General features: G+C 60.0%; 17 protein-coding genes and 2 pseudogenes. 10 read left to right on the top strand and 9 right to left on the bottom strand.

The genetic code is table 11. The features are described from left to right. Nucleotides 1-167: 167 nt before the first annotated feature. Both AC1DH9_RS09735 and AC1DH9_RS09730 read right to left on the bottom strand, forming a co-directional pair. A complete protein-coding gene (locus tag AC1DH9_RS09735) occupies nucleotides 168-1,508 on the bottom strand; it encodes an MATE family efflux transporter (RefSeq protein WP_427538090.1) in 1,341 nt (446 codons plus the stop codon). A 261-nt stretch (nucleotides 1,509-1,769) separates the two neighbouring features. After that, nucleotides 1,770-2,063 carry a hypothetical protein gene (locus tag AC1DH9_RS09730; protein WP_401120673.1) on the bottom strand — a complete coding sequence of 98 codons (294 nt, stop codon included), beginning with the start codon at nucleotides 2,061-2,063 and terminating at the stop codon, nucleotides 1,770-1,772. 311 nt (nucleotides 2,064-2,374) lie between these two features. Here AC1DH9_RS09730 and AC1DH9_RS09725 point away from each other — a divergent pair, with 311 nt between their 5' ends. From AC1DH9_RS09725 to AC1DH9_RS09705, 5 genes are all read left to right on the top strand, one after another. Continuing rightward, nucleotides 2,375-2,677: a MazG-like family protein gene (locus AC1DH9_RS09725; protein ID WP_054595452.1), complete on the top strand. Its 303-nt coding sequence runs from the start codon at nucleotides 2,375-2,377 to the stop codon at nucleotides 2,675-2,677. Further along, nucleotides 2,677-3,426: a methyltransferase domain-containing protein gene (locus AC1DH9_RS09720; RefSeq protein ID WP_427538087.1), complete on the top strand. Its 750-nt coding sequence runs from the start codon at nucleotides 2,677-2,679 to the stop codon at nucleotides 3,424-3,426. The genes AC1DH9_RS09725 and AC1DH9_RS09720 overlap by 1 nt, the downstream gene beginning before the upstream one ends. Nucleotides 3,427-3,450: 24 nt before the next feature. Beyond that, nucleotides 3,451-4,029 carry a DUF4136 domain-containing protein gene (locus AC1DH9_RS09715; RefSeq protein ID WP_427538084.1) on the top strand — a complete coding sequence of 193 codons (579 nt, stop codon included), beginning with the start codon at nucleotides 3,451-3,453 and terminating at the stop codon, nucleotides 4,027-4,029. A gap of 28 nt (nucleotides 4,030-4,057) precedes the next feature. Continuing rightward, on the top strand, nucleotides 4,058-4,615 hold the full coding sequence (locus AC1DH9_RS09710) for a DUF4136 domain-containing protein (protein ID WP_427538081.1): 558 nt from the start codon (nucleotides 4,058-4,060) through the stop codon (nucleotides 4,613-4,615). A 112-nt stretch (nucleotides 4,616-4,727) separates the two neighbouring features. Next, complete coding sequence (locus AC1DH9_RS09705; protein ID WP_427538078.1) at nucleotides 4,728-6,656, top strand: pilus assembly protein TadG-related protein; 1,929 nt, start codon at nucleotides 4,728-4,730, stop codon at nucleotides 6,654-6,656. Here the strand turns inward: AC1DH9_RS09705 and AC1DH9_RS09700 are convergent. Together AC1DH9_RS09700 and AC1DH9_RS09695 are read right to left on the bottom strand one after the other, a co-directional pair. Then, the gene (locus AC1DH9_RS09700; RefSeq protein ID WP_477808098.1) at nucleotides 6,641-9,409 is read right to left on the bottom strand and encodes an ATP-binding protein; all 2,769 of its coding nucleotides are present in this window, start codon (nucleotides 9,407-9,409) and stop codon (nucleotides 6,641-6,643) included. The two genes, AC1DH9_RS09705 and AC1DH9_RS09700, sit on opposite strands and share 16 nt — an antisense overlap. Continuing rightward, nucleotides 9,406-9,852, bottom strand: a complete 447-nt coding sequence (locus AC1DH9_RS09695; protein ID WP_427538072.1) for a TadE/TadG family type IV pilus assembly protein — start codon at nucleotides 9,850-9,852, stop codon at nucleotides 9,406-9,408. Before AC1DH9_RS09695 ends, AC1DH9_RS09700 begins: the two co-directional genes overlap by 4 nt. A gap of 75 nt (nucleotides 9,853-9,927) precedes the next feature. On the opposite strand from AC1DH9_RS09695, the gene AC1DH9_RS09690 reads away from it, so the two are divergent. The 3 genes from AC1DH9_RS09690 to AC1DH9_RS09680 all read left to right on the top strand — a co-directional run bounded on the left by AC1DH9_RS09690 (nucleotide 9,928) and on the right by AC1DH9_RS09680 (nucleotide 11,939). After that, nucleotides 9,928-10,398 carry a prepilin peptidase gene (locus tag AC1DH9_RS09690; protein ID WP_477806071.1) on the top strand — a complete coding sequence of 157 codons (471 nt, stop codon included), beginning with the start codon at nucleotides 9,928-9,930 and terminating at the stop codon, nucleotides 10,396-10,398. 124 nt (nucleotides 10,399-10,522) lie between these two features. Next, nucleotides 10,523-11,290, top strand: coding sequence for a response regulator transcription factor (locus AC1DH9_RS09685; RefSeq protein WP_477808097.1), 768 nt, complete (start codon nucleotides 10,523-10,525; stop codon nucleotides 11,288-11,290). A gap of 409 nt (nucleotides 11,291-11,699) precedes the next feature. Then, nucleotides 11,700-11,939, top strand: a complete 240-nt coding sequence (locus tag AC1DH9_RS09680; protein WP_427538063.1) for a DUF6124 family protein — start codon at nucleotides 11,700-11,702, stop codon at nucleotides 11,937-11,939. Between the two features lie 249 nt (nucleotides 11,940-12,188). Here AC1DH9_RS09680 and AC1DH9_RS09675 read toward each other — a convergent pair whose 3' ends face one another. From AC1DH9_RS09675 to cpaB, 5 genes and pseudogenes are all read right to left on the bottom strand, one after another. After that, nucleotides 12,189-13,073: a type II secretion system F family protein gene (locus AC1DH9_RS09675; RefSeq protein WP_427538060.1), complete on the bottom strand. Its 885-nt coding sequence runs from the start codon at nucleotides 13,071-13,073 to the stop codon at nucleotides 12,189-12,191. 1 nt (nucleotide 13,074) lies between these two features. Further along, a complete protein-coding gene (locus AC1DH9_RS09670) occupies nucleotides 13,075-13,959 on the bottom strand; it encodes a type II secretion system F family protein (protein ID WP_427538056.1) in 885 nt (294 codons plus the stop codon). 18 nt (nucleotides 13,960-13,977) lie between these two features. Next, a pseudogene (locus AC1DH9_RS09665) lies at nucleotides 13,978-14,963 on the bottom strand (CpaF family protein). Beyond that, nucleotides 14,960-16,150 (bottom strand): CpaE/TadZ family protein, encoded by a 1,191-nt coding sequence (locus tag AC1DH9_RS09660; RefSeq protein ID WP_427538050.1) that lies wholly within the window; start codon nucleotides 16,148-16,150, stop codon nucleotides 14,960-14,962. Before AC1DH9_RS09660 ends, AC1DH9_RS09665 begins: the two are co-directional and overlap by 4 nt. Further along, nucleotides 16,147-16,980, bottom strand: a complete 834-nt coding sequence (gene cpaB, locus AC1DH9_RS09655; protein ID WP_477808096.1) for a Flp pilus assembly protein CpaB — start codon at nucleotides 16,978-16,980, stop codon at nucleotides 16,147-16,149. Before cpaB ends, AC1DH9_RS09660 begins: the two co-directional genes overlap by 4 nt. 321 nt (nucleotides 16,981-17,301) lie before the next feature. Here cpaB and AC1DH9_RS09650 point away from each other — a divergent pair, with 321 nt between their 5' ends. Beyond that, a complete protein-coding gene (locus tag AC1DH9_RS09650) occupies nucleotides 17,302-17,505 on the top strand; it encodes a Flp family type IVb pilin (RefSeq protein ID WP_427538044.1) in 204 nt (67 codons plus the stop codon). A gap of 51 nt (nucleotides 17,506-17,556) precedes the next feature. After that, a pseudogene (locus tag AC1DH9_RS09645) lies at nucleotides 17,557-17,643 on the top strand (response regulator); the annotation flags it as partial.

The raw sequence follows: 17,643 nt of genomic DNA, 5'->3' as shown, positions 1-17,643 counted from the left end.
GCCCGCGAGGCTGCGTTMGAGGCGGGCCGCGTTCGGACKAAGTCCTCGTAAATCCTGRGTACGCGGTTTGCCTGAAAGARCMCGYTRSCTGATTCAACGWCTGCTTCGCAGCCGAACGCAGCCTCGCGGGCTCGGCAGCTGCTACACGAGCTGGAGCAGCACGATGTTCAGACGGTGAACCAGCCATCGTTCTTGCGCAGGTTCCAGGCGAATGCCCCAAGCGTCAGGCTGCGCAGCACCATGAACAGTAGAAAGGTCAGCCACAGTCCATGGTTGCCGAACCCTTGCAGTGCCCAGGCAAATGGCAGCAATAGCAGCAGCGTCAGCAGCATGCCGTTGCGCATTTCCCGGGCCCGGGTGGCGCCGATGAACAGGCCGTCGAGCAAGTAGCTCCAGACGGCGATCAGCGGCAGTGCGGCGAGGTACGGCAAGTAGACGAACGCAGTGTCGCGCACGCTCTGGATGTTGGTCTGCATCTCGATGAACAGATGTCCGGCGCAGACAAACAGCAGCGCAAAACCCAGGCTGGCAATCAATGACCAGCCGCAGGCGACCACCAGGGACCGACGCAAGGCCTGGCGGTCATGGGCACCGATGGCGTGGCCGCACAGAGCCTCCACTGCGTGGGCCAGGCCATCCAGGGCATGGGCGGTCAACAGCAAACCATTCAGCAATAATGCATTGGCCGCCACCGTCGCATCGCCGAGCCGTGCGCCTTGCACGGTCACCATGAAGAACACCGATTGCAGCGCCAGACTGCGAATGAAAATGTCCCGGTTGACCGCCAGCAGCGGCCGCCAGCTCTGCCACAGCGCCAGTGCCGCCCAGGCGATATGCCCGGGGTAGGCGCGCAGGGCGTTACGGGTCATGGCCAGGCCGAGCAGGGCGCCGGTCCATTCGGCGATCACTGAAGCACGGGCCGCTCCGACAACGCCCCATTGCAGACCCAGGACGAACCACAGGTTCAGAGCGATATTCACCAGGTTGGTGGTCAGCAGAATCGCCAGCGGTGCGCGGGCGTTCTGGGTGCCGAGGAACCAGCCGACCAGCGCATAACTGGCCAGCGCCGCGGGTAAGCCAAACAACCGGGTATGGAAAAACTCGCGGGTCAGTTGATCAAGTTCGGCCGATGGCTGCATGAAGTGCAACGCCACGCCACTGAGCGGTACGCCCAGCATCCCGAGCAGCAGCGCCAGCCCCATCGCCAATAGCAAGCCTTGCAGCAGGATCTGCCGCAGCGCAGCGCCATCACCGCGCCCGGCCGCCTGCGCTGCAAACCCGGTGGAGCCCATACGCAGAAAACCCATGGCCCAGGCCAGAAAGGTGTACAGGCTGGCGCCCACCGCAACCGCGCCGAGCTGATGCGCGTGGGGCAGGTGGCCGACCACCGTGCTGTCGACCAGCGCCACCAGCGGCACGGAAATGTTCGAAAGAATCATCGGCGCGGCAAGCGCCCAGACGCGGCGATGGGTCGCACGATCGCGCCAGTCGGTGATCAACGTAGACATTCAGGCTCCTTTCGAGAGCGGGCATTGTAGCGGCAGATCCAAGCGTCGTTGGGCGCTTGTTGTGGGGCATCAGTCAATCTGCCACGCACGACGAGCGCCCCGCGTTTAACCGTGCCGAAGATGGTAATTCAGGTCACTAGTTGCCGCGCACGCTGAATGGTGGGGGCGAGCCTGCTCGCGATAGCAGTCTTGCAGGCAGCCTGTTTGTCGAGTCTGAAACCGTCATCGCGAGCTGGCTCGCTCCCACATGGGGTTTGGGTGTTAGTGAACCACCCAGCTCAACACCCACAACCCCAGCACCAGCCAGATAATCCCGGCGATGATCGATGCACGCATGAAGGCGCGGATCGCCGAGTACAGCAGCATCAAGCCGATGATCAGCACGAGAATGCTGATGATCGAGGGCTCCATGCCCAGTGCTCGTGACAGCCCGTCGACGAAATTGCCGCTGGCGTGAGTCAAGGCATTGAACAGCCCACTGAGCGTATCGACGATGAACCGGATGACCGAACCCAGCGCCTGACCGAGCCATTCGAAAAAGCTATCTACCTGCATGTATACGTCCTGATGAAAGAGTGGGTGCCGGAGCTGAGCGCTTTGGCCATTGTCAGGGCTGGCGAGCACCCTTGAAGCTTAGAGGTTTGGTGGTTTGAATTCGCGAATAGTAACTGAACGCCTGCGCCTACTGGGCAAGCTTCTGCGTTCTGTAGCGGTTGGAGTCAGAATCGGGCTTTTAGTCCCAACCATCCCTTCAAGTCTCAACATACAAGCGGGCTTGCTCGCGAACTGTCACGAAGCGACAGCAGTGTCCGGCGCTTGCCTTCATCCGCCATCGGCATGAAGCTATACGCCTTCAGGAGAGCCCGATGAACCTTGTTGAACTGACCGAACGCCTGCACTGTATCCGTGATCGCAACGACTGGCGGCAATTTCACAGCCCGAAGAACCTGGCCATGGCCGCCAGTGTCGAAATGGCCGAGCTGGTGGAAATTTTCCAATGGTTGAGCGAAGACCAGTCGCGCCAGTTGCCGGCGGACAAACTCGCCCATGCCGGTCAGGAAGTCGGCGATATCGTGCTTTATCTACTGCTGCTGTGCAGCGAGCTGGGGTTGGACATGGAACAGGTAGTACGCAGCAAGCTGGCCGACAGCGAACGGCGGTTCAGCTGATGAGCGACCGTCATTTCGATCAGCTGGCGACCCGTTTCGCCGAAAAAATCTACGGTGGTGCCAAAGGCGCAATCCGTCTGGCGGTGCTTCAGGCCGACCTGGCCGAAACCCTGCCTGATCGCCCATTGCGGGTGCTGGATATCGGCGCAGGCCTTGGGCACATGTCGTTGTGGCTGGCCCAGCGCGGCCACCAGGTGACCCTGGCCGAGCCTGCCGAACCGATGCTCGAAGGCGCCCGCCAGCGCTTCGCCGACGCAGGGCAAACAGCGACGTTTATCCAGGCGCCGTGGCAAGAGCTGCTCGGTCAACTCACCGAGCCTTACGACCTGGTGCTGTGCCACGCGGTGCTGGAGTGGTTGGCCGAGCCTCACGCGATTCTGCCGGTGCTGCATCARCTGACGACTAAAGACGGCTGGTTGTCGCTGGCGTTCTATAACCGCGATGCGCTGATTTACCGCAACTTGCTCAAGGGGCATTTCCGCAAGATGCGCAAGAACGACATGGCCGGCGAGAAGCAGAGCCTGACCCCGCAGATGCCTCTGGATCCGCGCGAACTGGCGACGCAACTGGAAGGTTTGTGGCAGGTTGAAACCCAAAGCGGAGTGCGGGTTTTTCATGACTACATGCCGCTGGAGTTCCAGGCCCGAGCCGAACTGATCGACTTGCTGGAAATGGAACTGGCCCACCGTCGTCACCCGAGTTTTGCGGGGCTGGGGCGTTACCTGCACTGGATCTGTCGCCCGGTCTGAACCGTGGCTTCTGTGGAGAGCATCATGAAACGCCGTTTGGGATTGATCATGTTGTGTCTGGGACTCGGTGCCTGCCAGGGCAGCAATCCGTATATCGCCAGCTCCAACCCGCTACCACCGGCCCCACCACACGCCGCCAACACCTTTGATCGCAGCGCCTATCCAGCGGCGCCGCGTGATTACAGCCGTTACCAAAGCTGGGCCTGGCTCAACGGCCGGTTGCCCAATGGCTCGGCCTTGGCCGACTCGGCGCAGATCGCCGAAGCGGTCAGTAATGCGCTGGATCAACGGGGTTTGCGCCCGCTGCACGACAATCGTCCGGCCGATCTGTGGGTCAGCGCCGACCTGCATCAGGAAACCCGCCTGATGCAGGTTCAGGACGATTACGGTTATGGCGGCTACGGGATGTACAACACGGCGCCGATCGTACGTACCTATCAGGTGCAAGTGCTGGTGATTCGAGTGGATCTGTTCGACGCCAGCACTGGGCAACCGGTCTGGAGTGCCAGCGCTGAAACGGGCCTCCAAGGCAACGAAATAGAGCGTGGCGATGCGTTACGAACAGCTGTGGAAAAGGCGGTAGCGGCGTATCCTCCTAGTTAGGTTCCCTGCCTGGACCCGGAGAAAAATCATGTCCCTTCGTCTCTCATTACTGGCGTGCGCTGTGTTGCTCAGCGCCTGCCAAACGACCAAGGTCAATTACGATTTTGATGCCAGCCGCGACTTCGCCGCCTATCGCAGTTGGGCGTGGAAAGAGCCAGCGGTGCAATACCGCCCCGAGGATCCGCGGATCAAGAGCGACCTCACCGAACAACGCATTCGCCAGGCGGTTGCCGATCAACTCGACCAGCGTGGCCTGCGCCCGGCGGCTACCGGTGCCAAGGCTGACGTCAATGTGCGGACCTACCTGATCGTCGAGGATCGCCAGCAGCAAATCACCACCAACTATGGCGGTGCTTGGGGTGGCCCCTGGAACGGCTACTGGGGCGCACCGATGTACAACGAAACCCGCAACGTCTCCTACAAGGTCGCCACGCTTCAGATCGACCTGCTTGATGGCAAGGATGGCAAGCTGGTCTGGCGTGGCAGTGATGAGCAACTGCTCAGCAGATCGCCGCAGCCCGCCGACCGCAGCGCCGCGATTCGCGCAACGGTAGGGCGGATATTGAGCAACTACCCACCGAAATAAAGCACTTGAATCATCGGCGCCGGCAAGTTGCCAGCGCCGTGCTCGAGCCTTGACTACACTGCCTTCACCACCGGAGGTAGCGCTCGGCAGTGCGCCGGCAAAGGAGTGCTCGATGTCTCGCCGTTTGCAGTTTCGCGGCCCCGCCGGGCAACGTGGCGCTATCGGATTGCTCGCGGCAATGACCTTCGGCCTTGCGTTGTTGTTTGCACTGTTGGTGGTCGACAGCGGCCGGCTCTATCTGGAGCAGCGCAAGTTGCAACGGGTGGTGGACAACGCCGCGCTGGAAGCGGTCAGTCGTGGCGGCACCTGCCTGCCGGGCTTGACGGCCGCTGGTTATGCTGGGCAAAGCGCGGTGCGTAATGCGTTCATCATCAGCCCCACCAGTACCTTGACCACCACCTGCGGTTCGCTGGCGACGGCGCCGACCAATCTGCGCACCTTCGTCCCCAATGCCGCGCAATCGATGGCCATTCAGGTGGTTGCCACCAACGTGGTATCGACCAGTGCCGCGGCGGGTATTCAGGCATTGTTCAGTGGGGCTTCGCTCAGTGCCAATACCACGCTGACCGCCACGGCAGTGGCAGCGGCGCCGCAACCGACGCTGGCGCAGCTAAGCATTCGCAGTTCGGTCGTCAGTGTCGACACCGCGAGGTCGAATCTCTTGAACCCGCTGTTCTCAACCCTTCTGGGCGGCAGCGTGAACCTGACAGCCGTGGGCTGGGACGGCTTGGTCCACACCGATATCAACCTGCTGAAGTTCATGGACCAATTGGCCATCGATCTGGGGGTGAGCGCAGGTGACTACACGGCATTGCTCAACACGCAAGGAACGGTCACTCAATTCATACACGCCGCTGCAACGGTTGCGGGTCAGAACAGTGCCACGGCCGATGTAATGACGGCGTTGACCAGTCTGCAGGGGGGGGCCAGCAATGCACCACCGATCAAACTTGGCGATGTGCTGCAACTTCAGACGGGCACCTCGACGGCCGGCCTGGATGCCACGGTGCAGCTGTTTCAGCTGGTTCAGGGCTTTGTGCAGTTGGCGAATAAGAACAGTGCAGTGACCGCCGTTCTACCGGTGAACGTACTGGGGCTGCTGGGCGTGACAACCCGTGTAAAAGTGATCGAGCCGCCGCAGTTTTCTGCCGTGGGCGATCCGGAACTGGCCAGGGCCGATCCATTGGGCGTGAACCGGATCTATGTGAAGACCGCGCAGGTGCGAGTGCTCGCAACGGTCGACCTTTCTCTTATCAATGCGGTGTTGCAGGTGGTGAATACGCTGTTGAGCGCGATTGTCGTTTCTATCAACACGCTGCTGGCCCCCGGGTGCCTGTTGTCAACCTGCACACAAACAGACCTGCAAATAGCGCCTGAAGGCCTCAACCTCGATGTAGGGATTGAAGCAGGAGTCGGGAGCAGTTATGTCACCGATTACTCATGCGTCAGTCCGACCAGCAAAAGTCTCACTGCGACCACGGACATTTCCACGCTCAAAGTCAAAGTCGGCCAGATCAACCCTGCCATCTGGTTCTCCTCCTCGCCGTTGTCAGCGCTTACACCGTTAACCCTGGTCGATGTCGGCAGCAGGACCTGCCAGGGATTGACCTTCACCTGTGGTCCGCGCACACCATTTACCGGCGGTGGCAGTGAAATCATGATCGACAGCCCGATCGCCGGGACCAGTGACCCGAACTACACCTACAACAACCCCAAGGAAATCAATGTCCCGCCATTGCCGACCCACACCGTTTCGGTATCGGGTGTCGTCGGCAGTTTGAGCGCAACCTTGGGTGGCATCACACTCATTCAGCACACACCGACGATTAACGGTCTGACGGCGTTGCTGCTCAGCACGCTGTCATCGCTGCTGGCTGACGTAACAACGCTGTTGGTCAACGCAATTGATGGTCTGCTGGCGCCCTTGGTCGATCCGCTGTTGAACAGCCTGTTGCTCAATCTGGGGATCGACGTCAACAAGGTCGATGTGGGGTTCAACCTCACCTGCGGGCAAAAAGGCAAAGCCTACCTGGTGATCTGATCACCCGACGCAATCGGCAGCTCGATACAGAACCGCGCGCCCTCGATCGAATTGCGCACGCTCAGCCGTCCGCCCATGTTCTCGACGATACCGTAGCTCACCGACAACCCCAGACCGGTGCCAACACCGACCGGTTTGGTGGTGAAGAACGGTTCGAAGATCCGTTCCAGCAAGCGCGGATCAATACCGCCAGCGTTGTCCTCGACCCACAGCCTTATCCAATACTCGTCACGTTCGGCATACAGCGAAATCCATGGTTTGAACGCTGGATCGCTTTCGCGCTTGCCCAGCAGTGCGTCTCGAGCGTTGACCATCAGGTTGATCAACACTTGTTCCAGCTGATCGACATGGCCACGTACATTGGCTTCGAAGCCGAACTCGCTGATCCGCAAGTCGACACCTTTGCCGCGCATGCCCTCGGCCAGCAATGACAGCGTGCCTTCCACCGCGAGTGCCGGATTGAACAATTGTTGCTCGATTTCCGAGCGCCGGCCGAACACCCGCATGTGATCGACCACCCGAGCCGCACGCTGGACCTGGGCGTCGATACGCTTGAGTTTGTCTTGCAGGTAATCGATCTGCACATCGCCGTTGCTCAAGCGCTTGAGCACGTTGACGATGGCCATGCGCATCACGTTCAGTGGCTGGTTGATTTCATGCGCCAGCCCGGTGGCCATTTCTCCCAGGGTGGCCATTTTTGCGCTTTGCGTGAGCTGTTGTTGCGAGCGGCGGACCTCGGTGTTGTCGYGGCCCACGGCCTGAATTTCGATCAGGCGACCTCGCTCGTCGAACACCCCGCGATCCGACCAGACCCACCAGGCATTTTCGCGCCCGGGGAGTTGCAGGCTGATTTCCGCGGTGCTCACCGGGAACTCCGGCGTCAGTTGGCGCAGGCGCAGCACAAAGGCTTCGCGCTGTTCGGCCGACAGCCAGCTGCCCAGATCGACCCCCGGCAATTGTTCGGGCGTGCATTCCAGGTACGTCGCCAAGGGACGATTGCCGAACGTCAGCGTCAAGTCCGGACGATAGCGGCAGATCATCGCGGGCGAATCTTCCACCAGCATCCGGTAGCGCTCCTCGCTCTGTTTGACCTGTTCGGCGGCCTGGGTCGCTTCACTGACATCCAGCCACAAGCCGACCGCCTCCACCGGCAGCCCAAGGTCGTCGCGCAGCAACCTGGCTTCATCGAGCAGCCAGTGGTAGTTGCCACGCTGGTCGCGCAAACGGTAACGCGCGCGTACCGATCCCTCGCGCAGCAGTTGGCGGGTGCGCTCGAAATACAGGTCACGGTCTTCAGGATGAACCCGCTCCACCAGCGCGTTGCCCGTCAAATCATTCAGGTTCCAGCCGAGCAACGGCAGCAGGCTGGCACTGAAAAAACTCGGTTGCAGCGCGCCTTCGACATAGCGCTGCACGTAGATCACCGCCGGCGAACTGGCAATCAGGTTGTCCAGGCGGGCATGGGCAGCGGCGGCCTGTTGCTGTTGATTCTTGATGTCGCTGATGTCGAGCATGAACCCCACCAGCCGACGCTGTTCACCTACGCCTAACGCCTGGCCTTGCAGGCGATACCAGATCGGCATCTGGGCGTCATCAGCGCGGTGCAGGCGCACGCACAGCAGCAAGGTCTTGCCGTGTTGTTGCAGGTCCTGCACGCGGCTGGTCAGCTCTTGGCGGTCGGCCGGATGGATCAGCCCCAGCCACTGGGCCAGCGCTAAACGGGCACTCTCCAGATGCAGGGTGAACGCCAATTGCGGTGCCAGTTGAACCTCGTCAGTGTTGCTGAACAGCTCCCACCAACCGGTGCCCAGCAAGCCTTGCAGGGCTTCGAGTCGTTCCAGTTGCTGATGTTGATGCTGCTCGCGTAAACGACCCAGCAGTGGCCCGGCCAACGCTGCGACCAGCAGCAACCAGTCACGCTCGCCAAGCTGAGGCGCACGTTGCTGTACCGGGTAAAAACCACAAAGCAACCAGGCTGCCACACCGTGATCGTCCCGATAGGGCACCAGAAATCCGTCGGTATTACCGAAGGTTCCCTGTAACCGCGGGTGCTCGCTGAAGCCATGCGCGACGTTCAAGCGCAACGGCGTATTACCGCTCAAGCTGTCCAGGCTGGTGCCCAGCGGTTGGCCGGTTTGCCACAACTGCGGCGCATCGTGTGCGTTGTACTGGCTGTGGATCAGCCAGCCTTGTTCCTGATCGTCGAGCAGCGCGATGGCCACACAGGGAATGTGCCAGCGCTGGGCCAGGCCTTGAAGTTGTTCGGTCAGCACCTCGGGCAGGCGCATCAGGCTGCACAGGCGAAGCTGTTCGCTCATGTGCCCGGCGAACGACTGACATTCCTCGCGGCTGTGGGCCTGTTGGCGTTCGTGCAGCAAATCAGCAATGTCGAGCAACTGCAGCAGCCAGCCGTCAGGCGTCGGCTGAACCCAGCCGCGAAGATGCAGGGTCTGGCCTCCGAGACCGGTGAAATCCAGGTCCAGGTTCTGGCCTTGCCAGTCAGCGGGTGTGCCTTCGACGGCCAAATGACTGTGGGGCAGCAGGTAATCGATCAGTAGCAGGGATTGGTCGGCAGGCGGACGCAGCGCCAATGMGTGACACAAGGGGCCACTCATGTGCAGTACCCGGCCCTGAGGGTTCAGCAGCAGGTGCAATCCGACATTCTGTTTCATCAGGCTGTAGGAGGGCGTGTCGGGTTCCTGGAATGGCGGACGATTGAGCAGTCGGCCAAACAGCTTTTCTCCAGGTGTCAAAATTGCAGACTCGATTGTGCTGTCAGGTTTGTCGGCAGATTGGGCACGGTACCGACACCAGGCAGGACGAGGAACGGGATGACTTGATTGAGCTTGCTGGTGGGGTACGTCACGCTGACCGTCAGCAAACCGGTACCCGCGTTATAGGCAGCCTTGGCGTCCACACCAAAGGTGAGGTTGAAGGCGCTTGGCACCCAGGACAGTTGCTGCTGTAAAACACTGTTTGCCAGGTTCTCCATGGCCGTCGGGTAGTTGGGCGTTTTCGGATCAAGTGCGACGCTTTGCCGGACCGCCTCGGCGGTGGCCTCGTTGAATGATTGCACCAGCAACAGCGGCAGGCTGTAGCTGACGATCCCGTAGAACACCGCAAAAAAGATCACGAACACCAAGGCGAACTCAATCGCCACAGCACCTTTTTGCTTTTTGGGGAGGCCTGATTTCATGAGTGCGTCTACCCTGACAACGACTACGTGGTATGAGCATAGAATCATTCAGCCAAAGCGGACGATTTTTACCGGATGCAGAGTTTTGTCCTACTGATCTGGCTGGCGCTTTGCGCGGCACAGGATGTTCAGCAACGGCATATCGCCAACAGCCTGACCTTGGGAGCAGGGTTGTTGGCATTGATTTATCTGTTGTGGACCGGCACCACCTGGCTGGGCGCGCCTGACGTTCAGGGCGGGTGGGCATTGCTGCTGGCACTGTTGTTTACCTTGCCCGGTTATGGGGTGGGACGGTTGGGAGCCGGCGATGTGAAGCTGATGGCGACGATCGGACTGGCGACCGACAACCTGCATTTGCTCGGCAGTTTTATCGGCGCTGGAATGTCTGGCCTGGTGTGGCTATTGATTGCTTCAAAGGTCTGGCCGCATATGAGTCAAGGGCTTAGGACCCGGCTTCAATACCGCGCTCCCGAACTGTCAAGAAAACCACCCTTTGCGCCCTTTGTGCTGATCGGCATGCTGCTGACACTGGCCTGTATCCGCTAGTCGTYCGGCACGACTATCGCTATGTACATAGTAGGAAAGTAGGTCTACTTTCAGTTCAGACCTGTACAGCTTGCCGCTGTCGGTACAGGAAGTGACAGTCTTCGGACAGGGCATGGAGGCGCACGTGAACAAACCTACCTCTGCGGTAAAAGTGCTGGTGGTCGACGATCAACCGCTGATCGTGGAAGAGCTTTGCGAGTTTCTTGAAAGCAGCGGTTACCGTTGCGTCCCTTGTGAGTCCAGCCAGCAAGCCATCGCGCGCTTCGGTGAAGATGTCGACATCGGCCTGGTCCTCTGTGATTTGCACATGCCCGGGCTCGACGGTATTCAACTGGTTCAGGAGCTGCAACGCATCGCCGGCAAGCACCGGGCATTCGAAGCCATCATGCTTACCGGGCGCGCCGACAAGCAGGATGTGATCAAGGCCCTGCGCGCGGGGATCGCCGACTACTACCAGAAGCCGATTGACCTGGATGAGCTGCTGGAAGGGGTGCAGCGTCAGGAGGTCGCGCTTAAGGAACGGCAAAAGAGTGTGCAGTTGGGGCACTYGAATCAGAAGCTGCAAGACCTTTCCGAATCGATCGATGACCTTTATCAGGACCTTGATAAAGTTCGTCGTGCTCCGCTTTTGCCGTCGGGTGGGGAGGTTGATCGGGAGCAGATGCCGGCGATCTTTGATCAGCTGTCGCCTCGTCAGCTTGATGTTGCGCGGTTGGTGGGCAAGGGGCAGACCAATTATCAGATTGCTTGTGAGTTGGGGATTACCGAGAACACGGTGAAGTTGTATGTGTCGCAGGTGTTGCGGTTGACGCATATGCATAATCGGACGCAGTTGGCGTTGGCTTTGTCGCCGGGGAGTTTTGGGGGGCGGGTGCGGGTTACGGCGCACTAGGGGTTTGGTTTGTATTTGTGTGTATATCCGTTATTGGTGTAACGGCTGCTTATGGTTTCGCCCTTACGGCGAGTCCCTTTTGGCAAACGCCCGGAGTGCCGGCCCAGCCAAAAGGAACCAAAAGGTCTCGCCCCGAGCGTACGGCACCTCGCCTAGGCTCGGCGTTCCCTCGCTACGGTGTCCCGAAGGGGCGGGTGGATCAAAAGCACAGCACGGCGGCCTGACAGCCGGCCTGAGTGGTAAGAGCGCGTACGGCGTTAGATTGATCGTTCCCACGCGCAGCAAAGGAATGCCGCCAATTTTACGACCGCTCCGCGGCCGAACGCAGCCTCGCAGGCTCGGCAGCTGCTACGGGCGACTCATTCGCCAGATGACGCGATGCTAAGACCCAAACGCCCGGTCAATAGCAGTGAGCCCCGGGCCGGCCAAGACGATCAGTATCGACAATGAAAGCCTGCTGGCGAACGCTTCGGAGGACCTGGCTTCGGTCAAGGCCATGGCCGCTGACCTGGCGTTCGAGATCGAAGGTTCTCGACGCAATGTGGCGCTAGGTATTTGCAGGATGATCGACGGGATCCGGCTGCTGGTGGATCGAGCGCTGGACAATATGGACCCTGAAGAACCGGCGGAGTATGTCGTYAAACCTTAGTCGCTTGGGACGGCGATTTTTCAACGTTGAAATACGGTGCAGGACYMSCTCCGTAGCAGCTGYCGAGCCTGCGAGGCTGCGTTCGGCCGCGGAGCGGTCGTAAAATCAGGCAACGCGTTCCTTCAGGTAAACCGCGTATGCAGGATTTGCGAGGACTTCGTCCTCGAACGCAGCCTCGCAGGCTCGGCAGCTGCTACGGATGACTCGCCCGCCGTATTTCAACGTTGCATAGCAATCTGTGACGCGACTCTAAGATCCAAACGCCCGGCCAATAGCGGTGAAACCCGGGCCGGCTAAAACAATCAGCAAGGCGGGAAACAGAAACAGCATCATCACCACGGACATTTTGGCGGACATTTTCGAGATGTATTCCTGCTGGTGTGTCAGGCGCCGGTCGTCGAGCAATTGCTTGAGTGTGAGCAGCGACTTCATGGCGCCGCCGCCTTGATGGATCAGTTGCTGGAGGATCACGCAGGTGTCGGTGAGTTCGTCCACCGCCAGCAGTGTCGCGGTCTGGTGCAGCTCCTGGCCGAGTTCCAGGCCGGAGTCGACCCGAGTCAGKATCAGCCGTAGTTCACTGGTCAGCTCCGGCAGCAGTTTATGCGCCTCGCTGCTGAGCACTCGCAGTGACTGTTCTACGGCCATGCCTGATTCGAAGAGAATTCGCAGTAATGGAATGAACGTCGAGATCTCGATGGCGATGTTTCTTTGCCGACGTTTTACGCAATAGGCCAATAGTCGTTTGGGCAAGAGATAACCCAGCCCGGCGCCCAGTAACGGCGCAAGCCAGTGGTTTTGCGCGGCGGGGTAGAACACCTGTTGAAAGAACACTGCGAGCCCGAGCACCAGCAGGGGCGTGCCGACCTGGCATGCGGCGAATAACGAGCGTTCGCTGGATTTACGCCAACCCAGGCGTGCGAGCAAGGTCTGGGTTTCACTGTCGATGCTGAGCGAGCGCTGGCCAAACCGGCTGTTGCCGAGTGCCCGCAGCCAGTTGCCGAAAGTGTTGTCGTGCGCCACATGCCCTTGCAGGCGTTGGGTGACATGCCGCGCGCGTCGTCGCTGCTCCAGCAGATGGCCGAGCACCAGCGCTATGGCTCCCAGAAACAGCAAGGCGCTCACCAGTAAGACCATCTCAGACACTCCGTAACATGCGCCATAGCGCCAGGCACCCGACGATCTGTAAACCAACCGCGGCGATCAGCATGTGCTGGCCGGCAGGGTCGTGCCACATGCTCAGCATGTAACCGGGGTTGGTCAGCATGAAGTAACTGGCGATGAGGAGGGGCAAGGCCCCCAGAACCCAGGAGGTCATTCGGGTTTCGCCGGTCATGGCCCGAAGCTGACGGGCGCCTTGCTCGCGTTCGCGAATCAGCTTCATCAGGTTCTCCAGTAGCTCGCTGGCATTGCCGCCGTAACGGTGATTGACCTTCAATCCCAAGGCAAACATGCGCAGTTCGTCCTGGTCGTAAAACTCGGCAAAATCGTGCACGGCGTCGGGCAGGTTGATCCCCAATTGCACGTTGCGCTGAATTCGTCCCATCGCTCTTTTAAGCGGGTTGGCGCTGGCATCGATACTGCCCATCACCGCGTCGGCCAAGGTGCGACCGGATTTGAGGCTGCGTATGGTGTGATCGAGCAACGCCGGCAACTGCTCGATCATTCGCCTCAGGCGACGTCGATAACGCCAGGAAATGTACACCCGCAGAATCAACGGTTGCAGGACTAACAGTGTCAGCAGTCCCAGCCAGCCGCCCAGCATAAAACCAAGCAGACTGATAAACACCCAAAATCCCAGCCATAGCGGCAGACGCTCCGTCGGGCGGCCCAGGCCTGCGCGCACAAAGGTCCGCTCAAGGTTGGCCCACGCCGGGTTTTCGACGATCAGATGCGGTTGCCCCTGAGCAAGGCGATTCAGCACGCGTTCGTTGCTGGTCTTGCGCAGGCCTTGATAGAACAGCCAGATCGACAGTCCCAGCAACACGAGAAACATCAGGCTGAGCAGTATCGGACCGATCATCGCGCAAGCCTCGTCAAGTCAGTTGAGGGGCAGAGCCAGTTCATGGCGCAGCTTGTCGCCGGCGGGGTTGACCGCCTCGCGCAGGAAGCCGAAACCGGTCCTTCGATCGAAACGAAACAGGGTGTTGGTGACGTAGATGTCTTCGCGGATCCCCACCACTTCCACCACCTCGCTGACGCAGCGTCGGCCATCGGGCAGGCGCGTCAGTTGAATCACCACGTCGAGACGTGAGGGTGGCCCAGTTGCAGCTCGGCGACATCTTCGATGGTCACCAGGCGTTCGTGAGGATCGATCAGTTGACTGAGGATGTTCAGCAGCGTGGTTTTACCGGTGCCGGTCCCGCCGCTGATGAGGATGTTGCAGCGTTTGCCGACGGCTTTCTCGATGAAGTCGAAAATCGCCTGGTCAATGGTTTGCATCGCCATCAGGTCGCTGCTTTTAAGCATGTCCTTGCGAAATTTACGAATCGACAGGCACGGCCCGTCCAGCGCGATGGGCGGGATAATCGCATTGACCCGGCTACCGTCCGGCATGCGCGCATCGACCATCGGCGATGACTCGTCCAGACGCCGTCCGAGTGGCGCGAGGATCCGTTGCATGACCCGTTCGACATGATGCGCGTCGATGAAGCGCAGGTCGCTTTGGTGCAATATGCCGTCACGTTCGATGAACACCCGGTGAGGGCCGTTGACCAGGATTTCGGTCACGGCGGGGTCGCGCAGCAGCACTTCCAGTGGACCGAAACCGGTGAGTTCGTCGACGATTTCTTCTGCCAGACGCTCCATTTCGTAGCGCGAAATCGCCAGGTGCAAGCGGGCGATGTATTCGGCGACCTTGTCGGTGACGAATTGCGCAAGGAGCGGGCGCGAACCTTCCAGCAGGTTTTTCCCCGACTCTTCGATGGCATCGATGACATAGCGATGCAGCACCAGCTTCAGGCCCTCGTGGTCGGTGTTGCCGATCGGGCTTTGAGTCTGTGCACCGAAGAGTTTTTCACCGCTCATTTGTGGCCTCGCAAGCGATTCAGCCAACTGATTTTGGGGGTTGCCAGCGTTTCAGAGTGCTTGGCCAGACGTTCGCCCAAGGTGCGCAAGCTTTGGGTCAGGACCTCGCGGGGAGCCAGATCGAACAGGGGCACGCCCTGGTTTTTCGCGTTGAGCCGAACCTCTGGGCTGTAGGCCAGGACGGCGATGACTTCGAGGCCAAAGGTTTTGCCCAGTGTCTCGGCGTCCGGGGCGCAGTGGCGCAGGTAACGGTCGACCAGCAGTTGGGCGTGCTCAAGCTTCATGCCTTTTTCGCGCCACAGATTGAGCACCGTCAGGTTGCGTCGGCAGTCGAGCACGCTCTGGTCGGTGTACCACAGTAATTTGTCGCAATGGCTGACGAAGGTGCGCAGGGCTTCGCTGTCAGGTTGGCCGGTGAGGTTCACCACGATGTGTTGAAAGTGTTGGCGCAAGGCGCTGAGCAACATGTACAGCTCGGCGGCGCTGGTGCGCTCCAGCGGTTCGTCATTGTTGGCGTAGGCGAGGATTCGCAGCCCGGCTTCGGCGCTGGTGAAGGCGCTGTCGATCAGCGTCGCATCAAGGCGCCGCAGATGCCGCAATGCATCACCAAAATGGAACGAGCTCTCCAGGCCCAGCAACGCCAGGCTGTCACCACGGGGCAGGCCGAGGTCGAGCAGCAAGGTGTGCTGGCCACTCTTCTGGATCACCAGGGCCAGGTGCCCGGCGAGCAGAGCGCCGTCGGCGTTGCTTTGAGTACCAAAGAGCACTGTCAGGCCACCCATTTGGGTAGTGGTTGCGACAGGCGGCAGACGTTTGCTCAGGCGTCGTACCAGGCCCGAAACTTCGCTGGCGCGTGAGCCGTAGGCAACAAAATCCCGGGCCCCGGCGCGCATGGCATTGAGCACCAATTGATTGTCCATGCCGTCGCCCAGCGCGACGATGGCCAGCATCGGTTTGGCTTCCAGCGCACCTTCGATCAACGCACTCTGGGCCACCACATGCTCGCGGTCGAGGCCGATAAACACCAGGCTGGCAAAGGTCACGTCCACCAGTGCGAGCAATTCATCGAGGCTGCCACCACCGGCGCTGACCACTTGGCCCAAGGGCGCCAGTGCGCCTTGCAACCATTCAAGGTCAGTGCTGTTGCGAGTAATCGCAAGGAACGTCTGGCTCAGGTTCTGGCTCATGGTGAGAGTCCGATGCGTGTGTCGAAGTTGCCGTTTTTGAGGCCATGCACCCTTGCGCAATCAAGGGGGTATTTGGCCAGGAGTTGTTCTTCGCTGCTACGTACGGCCAGGCGCAAGGTACCGACCTGAGTCGCCAGCATCATTCGGCTCAGCAGTTGTTCCGGCACCGCCAGCACGACGCTGCGGGCCGCGATGCGGCGTTGATCCTGTTTGAGTTTTTCGTCTGCGCTGGTGGCAGGGGAGGCGGGTTTGCCTTCGTTGGTCAAGCCAAATTGTTCGCCAACGCCGAGTACACGCATGGCCGGAATGACGATTTGCGCCGACTGCTGCGTGTTGATGGCGTCCTGACGGAGGAACAACAGCACGTCGACGTAATCTCCCGGGATCAGTTGTCCGGCAGCGCCAATCACTTCGTCCACCGCCACCGCCAGCGCGCGCTCATCGCTGTGAATCATCCGCGCCAGCGCGCCGCCGGCCTCGAAACTCTCGTTGCTTAGCCAAGTGCCCGCGCTCAGGCGCCGCCAGGGTGTGCGGCCAACGGCCTGGTCCAGGCTGCTCAAGCTGCCGGCGGGCGCGCTGCGCAGTTTTTCCAGGGTCAGGTCGGCGGCGGTGAGGGGGGTAAACGGCAGGACATCATGCACCAGCACGACGACGGCCTGGCGCGTCTGGTCTTCGGCGCTAGCAACGGTTTTTTCCAGCGCAACGGTGACAGGGGTGGTGACGGGTTCGGTTGCTAGCGGTTGCCGGCTCAGCACCAATCCCCAGTACCCGACAATGACGGCTGCGACTAACAGTAGCCCGGCCAGACCCATGGTGACGCGGCTGTTCATGACGGCTCTCCCTTTCCTGCTGCATCACCGGCTCGTGACGTTCAACGAGATAATTCGCAATCAGGCAGCTATGAACATGCAACTAATTCGCTATTTGAAAGTAGCGCAGCTAAATCAAAACGCCATCACCGGTCAAAAAAATAACTTACCACCGTATGGCATTTCGGTTAATCCCCAGTCGCCACCATTCCGGTTAATACTTTGTGATTAATCGCTTATTACAGTTGCTGGAGCGGGGTTTGTTGGCAATGCTCCGATGGCAAAGCGCAATCATGTTGTGCACCCGCTACATGTGCGCCCTCGGCGCAAAGGAGAAGTCGTATGTTCCTTAACTTCGTGCGGTATCTGTATATCCGCCTCCAGTTGTTCATGACCAGGACCGAGGGCGCTTCAGCCATTGAATATGCGTTGATCATTGCAATGGTGGGGTTGGTCGTCGTTGCCTTCGTTACACCGATGGGCAACTCGGTGAAAGGCACCTTCAATAAAGTCATCACTTCACTGGGGGGGACGGTTGTACCCTGATCGGTTGGTCACCTCTCAATCCGATTACTTATTCAGTGACAGGAATCGCACATGAACGCTTCTTCAGCTCCGCGCCAACAGTTGCTTCTGGTGGACGACGAAGAAGATGCCCTGTTGGAACTTGCGGAGTTGCTGGAG

The organism is Pseudomonas sp. 05T35 (genome assembly GCF_056396605.1).
This window is presented reverse-complemented; position numbering and strand designations above follow the sequence as displayed.

Excerpts from the sequence above, each read along its gene's own strand:
- AC1DH9_RS09735 (WP_427538090.1), bottom strand. The coding sequence starts at position 1,508 with ATGTCTACGTTGATCACCGACTGGCGCGATCGTGCGACCCATCGCCGC.
- AC1DH9_RS09730 (WP_401120673.1), bottom strand. The coding sequence starts at position 2,063 with ATGCAGGTAGATAGCTTTTTCGAATGGCTCGGTCAGGCGCTGGGTTCG.
- AC1DH9_RS09725 (WP_054595452.1), top strand. The coding sequence starts at position 2,375 with ATGAACCTTGTTGAACTGACCGAACGCCTGCACTGTATCCGTGATCGC.
- AC1DH9_RS09715 (WP_427538084.1), top strand. The coding sequence starts at position 3,451 with ATGAAACGCCGTTTGGGATTGATCATGTTGTGTCTGGGACTCGGTGCC.
- AC1DH9_RS09710 (WP_427538081.1), top strand. The coding sequence starts at position 4,058 with ATGTCCCTTCGTCTCTCATTACTGGCGTGCGCTGTGTTGCTCAGCGCC.
- AC1DH9_RS09705 (WP_427538078.1), top strand. The coding sequence starts at position 4,728 with ATGTCTCGCCGTTTGCAGTTTCGCGGCCCCGCCGGGCAACGTGGCGCT.
- AC1DH9_RS09695 (WP_427538072.1), bottom strand. The coding sequence starts at position 9,852 with ATGAAATCAGGCCTCCCCAAAAAGCAAAAAGGTGCTGTGGCGATTGAG.
- AC1DH9_RS09690 (WP_477806071.1), top strand. The coding sequence starts at position 9,928 with ATGCAGAGTTTTGTCCTACTGATCTGGCTGGCGCTTTGCGCGGCACAG.
- AC1DH9_RS09670 (WP_427538056.1), bottom strand. The coding sequence starts at position 13,959 with ATGATCGGTCCGATACTGCTCAGCCTGATGTTTCTCGTGTTGCTGGGA.
- AC1DH9_RS09660 (WP_427538050.1), bottom strand. The coding sequence starts at position 16,150 with ATGAGCCAGAACCTGAGCCAGACGTTCCTTGCGATTACTCGCAACAGC.
- cpaB (WP_477808096.1), bottom strand. The coding sequence starts at position 16,980 with ATGAACAGCCGCGTCACCATGGGTCTGGCCGGGCTACTGTTAGTCGCA.
- AC1DH9_RS09650 (WP_427538044.1), top strand. The coding sequence starts at position 17,302 with ATGTTCCTTAACTTCGTGCGGTATCTGTATATCCGCCTCCAGTTGTTC.